Source organism: Ruegeria sp. AF7 (genome assembly GCF_056541885.1).
On sequence record NZ_JBQFYX010000041.1, the window covers coordinates 1 to 4400 of the forward strand.

The following is a 4400-nucleotide window of genomic DNA, read 5'->3' on the forward strand; positions in this document are numbered from 1 at the left end:
TATTCATCTCTTGACGAGTTGAGAAAGCTTGCCGCCTCGGCACCATTCCTCACCAGAGCTGAGTTTAATTTTTGAACTCCCGGCAGGAGCCGACGGGGATGAATGAAGCTGACCTTCGACTAAATGCGCCAAAAACGGTCGATGCTGGTGAAAAACTCGGCCAGATCAAACGAGGCCATGCGCCTCTGCGAATGGGTCCCAGTCTTTGTCCTGGTGCCAGTCATACTCGCTCCACATCGCGACTTTTTCGGCTGTCTCCTGGTCATGCATCAGCGCGATTGCTCCCAGAGCCATATCCATCCCGGCTGAGACACCGGACGAGGTGATGAACTTGCCATCCTCGACCCATCGAGCTTGCTTCACCCAATCGACCTTCGGGTATTGGTCCGCGATTTTGGTGAAGGCCGCTTTGTTCGTCGTTGCCCGCTGCCCGTCCAGCACGCCCGCACCGGCGAGAAGTAAACTTCCGGTGCATACACTCAGGACGTACTCCGCCGGTTCTGCCACGGCTCTGACCCAATCCAAGAGAGCCATGTTGCTCACTTCCCGGCGTGTTCCCATGCCTCCGGGAACAAACAGGACGTCGAAGCGATCTGCATCTTGGAAAGTCACGTCTGGATCGGCGCGCACTTGCTGATTGCTTGCAACGGGTTCGGAGGTTTCTGCGACCAGTTGGAGATCAAAATCGTCTTTGAGCAGCCCGAACATTTCAAGCGGCCCGAACAGGTCGAGCAGCTCAAAGCCTGGAAAGATCAACGCACCAATACGTCGCATTGCGGTTCCTCAAGTAGCTTCACATTTGTCCGGATACTATCGGAACCGAGACGCTTGATCCAATCGCAAATGATTGATTCACTTGCTTTATCAGCAGGGAGGATCAGGCGATGATGGGACGGTTGGAGACGCAGGAGAACCTGTTTTACCGGTTTCGGATCGAGGATCATGTCCCGCAGAACCACCTCTTGCGCCGGATTGACTGGCTGCTGGACTTCGACGCGATCCGCGCGGAGCTGGCCGCGCTCTACAGCCACACAGGACGCCCTTCTGTCGATCCCGAACTGATGCTGCGCATGCTGTTGATTGGCTATTTGTACGGCATCCGGTCGGAGCGGCGGCTTGTCGAGGAAGTCCATCTCAATCTGGCACACCGATGGTTCTGTAAGCTTGGGTTGGAAGGCCAGGTTCCGGATCGCTCGACCTTCTCCAAGAACCGCCACGGGCGCTTTGCCGATGGCGACGTACTGCGTCACCTGTTCGAAAGCGTCGTGGAAAAATGCATCGGCTTCGGCATTGTCGGCGGCACGGACGCAGCCATCGACGGCAGCACCATTGAGGCGGATGCAAGCCGGGACCGCAAGGATGCGCCGGACACGGTTCAAAAAATCTGGTCGCAGCAAGAACAAATGAAGCGCCCGGTGGCTGAATATCTGGAAAAGCTGGCCGACGCCGATGGAGCGGTCAGGTCTGGCCCCAAGAAGAGGCCACCCAAGTATCTTTCAGAGACCGATCCAGAAGCGGCATGGTCGCTCAAAGACGGCCCAGGCCGGTTCAGCTACGAGACCAACTATCTGGTCGATACCGATCACGGCATCATCGTCGATGTGGAGGCCACGCCCGCTAGGCTCAGCCAGGAGATTGTCGCGGCCAAGAAGATGCTCGACCGCAGCCGTGACCGCCATGACTTCCACCCGGATCGGGTGGCGGCAGATGGGTCATACGGCACTGGCCCGTTCCTGGCCTGGCTCCTGAAGCGCAAAGTCACGCCACATGTGCCGGTGCTGGATCGCCAACATCAGACCAAGGGCAAATACGACCTCAGCCATTTCCGGTACGACCCCGCGCGCGACAGCTACACCTGCCTCGAAGGGCACGAGATGCCGCTGCGCCGGATCAAGACGGAAGATCGGATCAAGAGCTACTTCGCCGGGAAGGAAACCTGCGGCACCTGTCCGATCAAGAAAGCCTGCACTGATGCGCCATTCCGAACGGTCACACGCCACATGGACGAAGAGGCGCGACAGGCGGTCCGCGAGTTGCGTGGCACCGCCGCCTATGACGATAGCCGACGACGACGAAAGAAGGTCGAGATGTTGTTTGCCCATCTGAAACGACATCTCGGCTTCAAGCGCCTCCGGCTCCGGGGCCTCAAAGGAGCCAACGAAGAATTCCTCCTCGCCGCCACCGCCCAAAACCTAAAACGTCTTGCCAAAATGGTTCCCTGTTAGGGATCAGCATCGTCCTCAGTTGCAACCGCCAAAAACACTGCCTTTGACCGCGATTTCAGCGGCTTGGGAAGGCGCGCCTCGGCTAAACACAAGATGTAGTAGGTCGAGTTTTTCACCTAAATCGGTCGTTTCCGCCGGTGACAGAAACGGTTGAGTTTTGGCACATCCTGCGGTGCGGAGAAGGTCCGGAACGAGCCCTTACCAGTCATTGCTGCATAACTTGGCTGCTGCAGGTGCATTGGACCGCTCGCAGCCCTCAGCGGACCTCCATCAGTTCCTAAGGCTTCCCCCCTGCAGTATATCGGATTTTGCCCATACGACCTCAGGTGTGCTCAGATAAGTGGAGAGTACTGGTGCCGTATGTAATGGATAAGATGCGAAGTTAGATGTATGAGATCAGCAATGCGAATAAGTCGAAGGCCGCAGTGATGAAGAAGCCAACTTACAAGCAGATTATCGATTGGAATGAGCGCAGAGGAGATCAACCAAGGTTCGGCTTGGAATTGTTGAATCAACTGCACCGACTTCAATCAGACTTTGCGGAACGTGGTCAAGAAGATGCGATTCTGTGTGAATTCATACCTTTGCGATTGGCAACTATACTTGAGGTCTTTTTGCGCGAAGCAATTAGAGAGCTTGTCGATTCCGGAGAGCCATACCTCGATAGAGCCGAGAACCTGACCAAGGGCACGAAAATTGATCTCGCATTTGCCGTGTTTGTAGACCAACAACGCCTTTCAATCGGCGATTTTGCTGCTCACGCTGTTTCTGTTAGCAATGTCCGGAATTTTGTAGCAGCGCTCACGCAATTGGAACCAGAGTTTGTTGCGAAACTAAAAGTAGCACACCCCAGGTGGACAGAAGACAGGGCAAACTGGCCGCTCCCGCCGCTAATTGCAGATTACCAACAGAACATGAGAAACCTGCAGCGGATGATAGACGTCCGAAACGTGCTGGCTCACGAACTTCCAACTGAAAGTGTCTGGGATTTTTCGGAGATTCCAAGTTTCTTCGCTGCTACGCAACAGTTTATCGAGGCCTGCGACTGGGTCATTGTCGAGTTGCTACAGGACTCCACACCTCGAACTCAAACCCAAATGAACTACGACGCTGGGTTGGAGTTGAAAGAACTAGAAGAGCAGCTTTCTTCTGCCTTAAAGCGTCTCTCTGAGATCGAAGGAATCTGTCTGGAAAAAATAGAATCTTCGCAAGATGTATGGCTGGAGTACGCTAACAAGGAAGCGGAACTTGTAGCGTCAAATGTCGAAGGTGGCTCTATGTACTCAATGGTGTGGTCAGGCGCTAAGTCGGCCTTGGTTTCTGATCGCATAGAGCAGGTTGAGTCCGTCATTAGAGAGTGGATGAACTAGAGCCCTAGCGTGCCGTTCCCAATTATTTGAGACGCAGCGGGTGCAGTTGGAAAGTCTCGGTCCAAAGCCGACCTTCACATAGACTTGCAACAAAAGAACGCTGCTTCAAAACCTGAACGTGCGAGGCGAATTTCTTCGCAGAACTCAATATGCGACTAAATTGCAGAAATCAAAATTGGGGCTCGTAAGCCCAATGTTGCATCTCTACTGTTCACCTAAAAAGCGAACCCATCATCGAGCAGAGGCAAAATTGACAAATCTCGAAAGCATTGATTTTTTTGACGAAGATGCATTATTTGACCGCCTAACAGACGGCTTAAAGTCCGACGAAAAAGAGGTAGTTTTTGTAGTTGGCTCGCCGTTGACGGCACCAGATGATGAAGGTCAACCAGGTGTTTCGACTGTACCAGAGATGGTCGATCATGTCCGCGAACTATTTCCAGAAGAGTCGCCAAGTAGAAATAAATTTGAAAACAACATAACTAGTTCTCCAAACCAGTACCAAGCGGCATTTCACTTCTTGCAAGGACGTCGAGGGCAAGACGTATGCAACCTCCTAATTCGACAAGCTGTTTTGAGAGCCCGCAACCAAACGGATAGTTTCGACCCTCAGAAATTCGACGCTCGAACATTAAGTAGTAGCCAGCTTCGTGATTTGGATGATGACGAATCCGGTTGGTATTTGTCGCGCGGCGCTGAAAGCCTAGGTAAACTGATTGCTTTGCAGCCGAAGATCTTTGGGAGAACCCTAGTCACATCAAATTTTGACCCTCTGGTCGAAGTCTCTGTTCTGAGAGCCAAAGGG

General features: G+C 53.4%; 4 protein-coding genes. 3 read left to right on the forward strand and 1 reads right to left on the reverse strand.

The window, feature by feature from the left end:
• Positions 1-165: 165 nt before the first annotated feature.
• Positions 166-774: a DJ-1/PfpI family protein gene (locus tag ACR0AP_RS20750; RefSeq protein ID WP_480509168.1), complete on the reverse strand. Its 609-nt coding sequence runs from the start codon at positions 772-774 to the stop codon at positions 166-168.
• Positions 775-884: 110 nt separating this feature from the next.
• Here ACR0AP_RS20750 and ACR0AP_RS20755 point away from each other — a divergent pair, with 110 nt between their 5' ends.
• From ACR0AP_RS20755 to ACR0AP_RS20765, 3 genes are all read left to right on the forward strand, one after another.
• Entirely contained in the window at positions 885-2225 is a 1341-nt protein-coding gene (locus ACR0AP_RS20755) for an IS1182 family transposase (RefSeq protein WP_480509170.1), read from the forward strand.
• Between the two features lie 386 nt (positions 2226-2611).
• Positions 2612-3595 (forward strand): lysozyme inhibitor LprI family protein, encoded by a 984-nt coding sequence (locus ACR0AP_RS20760; RefSeq protein WP_480509172.1) that lies wholly within the window; start codon positions 2612-2614, stop codon positions 3593-3595.
• A 250-nt stretch (positions 3596-3845) separates the two neighbouring features.
• A partial coding sequence (locus ACR0AP_RS20765) for a hypothetical protein (RefSeq protein ID WP_480509174.1) occupies positions 3846-4400 on the forward strand: 555 nt, incomplete at its 3' end.